The organism is Burkholderia diffusa (assembly GCF_902499115.1).
Taxonomy (GTDB): domain Bacteria; phylum Pseudomonadota; class Gammaproteobacteria; order Burkholderiales; family Burkholderiaceae; genus Burkholderia; species Burkholderia diffusa.
The window spans coordinates 1-1,707 of record NZ_CABVPN010000064.1; the positions used below are offsets into that span (position 1 = coordinate 1).

Here is a 1,707-nt window from a genome sequence, read left to right on the forward strand (position 1 = left end):
CTGCTTTACCCGGAACGATTCAACATCGGAATCTGAGTCTTAACCCGCCTCACACACAAGATTCCGGATACCTCCTTCGCGGGGCCACTAAACGAGTGCTGACTGCCCTTAATATCGACTTTACCCGGTGCGTGAATTTCGATATTGCCATCCTTGATTCGGATATATGCTCCACCGGATGTCAGCAGAATTTCCTCTTTCGCTGCTCCCTCAATCGTTGCCGTCGCCGACAGCACCTTCACCGTCTTCTGCGCGATCAACTCGATGTTGTCATCCTGCGCGTTCACCTCCACCTTTCCCTTCGCCGCAAACAGCTTCATCCCGGCGTTCTGCACAAACAGGCTGATTTTCTCCGCGACGCTCGCAACTAGCGACTTCCCGCTGACAATGAACATGCTCTGCCCATTGACGATATTGGTATGCTGATCGCTCGACACATGCACCGATTGCTGAGTCGACAATGCAATACCGGACGGGCTCGCAATCAGCATGAGGGGCTCTCGGAACCCGTTCGCACTGCCGGTGCCGCCACCGGCTGTCCTGCCTCCCGCATGCGAGCCTTGTATACGGTCTTGCGTCGCATCAGTAAATTTCTTCAGCGCATCGTGCCCCTCTGCCAGACTTTCTGCCTGATGCGTCTGGCTTGCCTGCGACATCGCTTCGATCGTGCTTTTTGCGTCCACGAGTTGCTGTTGCGCCTCGCGGACGTCAAGCTGCAGGCTGTTTGCATGCTTCTGATGCGTCGTAATGTACAGCCCCTGTGCGGCACGCACGGCACCATAGGCATCCGTCTTCAGATCAAATCCTGGGCCGAGATACGAGCCGCGCGTGTTGCCGCTCTGGTCAATCAGATACCCGAGGTGGAGTTGACTATTGGCTGTGCTGCTGAACAGTCTCGCGCGGCTCTGGCCCGTTGCGTCGTCCAGAACCATTTCGTTGTAGCCCGCCCCCGAATACTCCTTCGACCGGTAGCCTGACAAAATGCCGTTGCTATGCCACTGAGGCTGGACATTTCCGTTGTAGACGCGATGTAGGGCTATAGGCCGGTCGCAATCTCCGCCTATGTAGCCGATCAGGACTTCTTCCCCGACTCTCGGAACGTGAACGCTGCCGTAGCCGCCCCCCGTATCCGACTGCACAACCCTCACCCAGCACGAGGCATTCGCATTTCCCGAATTCTGTCGGTCCCAAACGAACATGACCTTTACGCGGTTCAGTGTGTCCGTGTACACCTCTTCGCCCGGCGGCCCGACGACGATGGCCGTCTCCAACTCCATCGCTGGCTTCTTGTGCTCGAACGGACTCCTATACGGAACCGTCACGCGCTGTGCCTCCACTTCGACCAGATAAAAACCGGCCGAGCCGTCTTCGTGAGTGACGACTTCTCCAGCTTGTTCGAACTTCGCCTGCGCTAGTTCGCTCTGCAAGCTATAAGGAAAGCTCGCTTCGTGATTCGATAGCGGCAGGTTGTTCTCAATGTACCGACGTACTTTGATCGCAGCGAATTCTCGCTGCCCGGCTTGATCACGATCGTGCTCAGGATTGCCAGTCAGCACGAACCGACGACCGGTATCGATAGCCCGAACGCCTCCCATACCAAGGAATCGCTTCGCTCTCGACTCCCATTCCTCTAGGGAAACACTGATTAATCCGGCTCGGTGGTCATCGCTGATGCAGCCGAGGACGTTGTAGAAGATAGTTCACGGA

The 1,707-nt window shown here is 56.6% G+C and carries 1 pseudogene; it reads right to left on the reverse strand.

The window, feature by feature from the left end:
* Positions 1-5: 5 nt before the first annotated feature.
* Positions 6-1,649 (reverse strand): annotated as a pseudogene (locus BTE28158_RS32190) (DUF2345 domain-containing protein); the annotation flags it as partial.
* Positions 1,650-1,707: the final 58 nt, after the last annotated feature.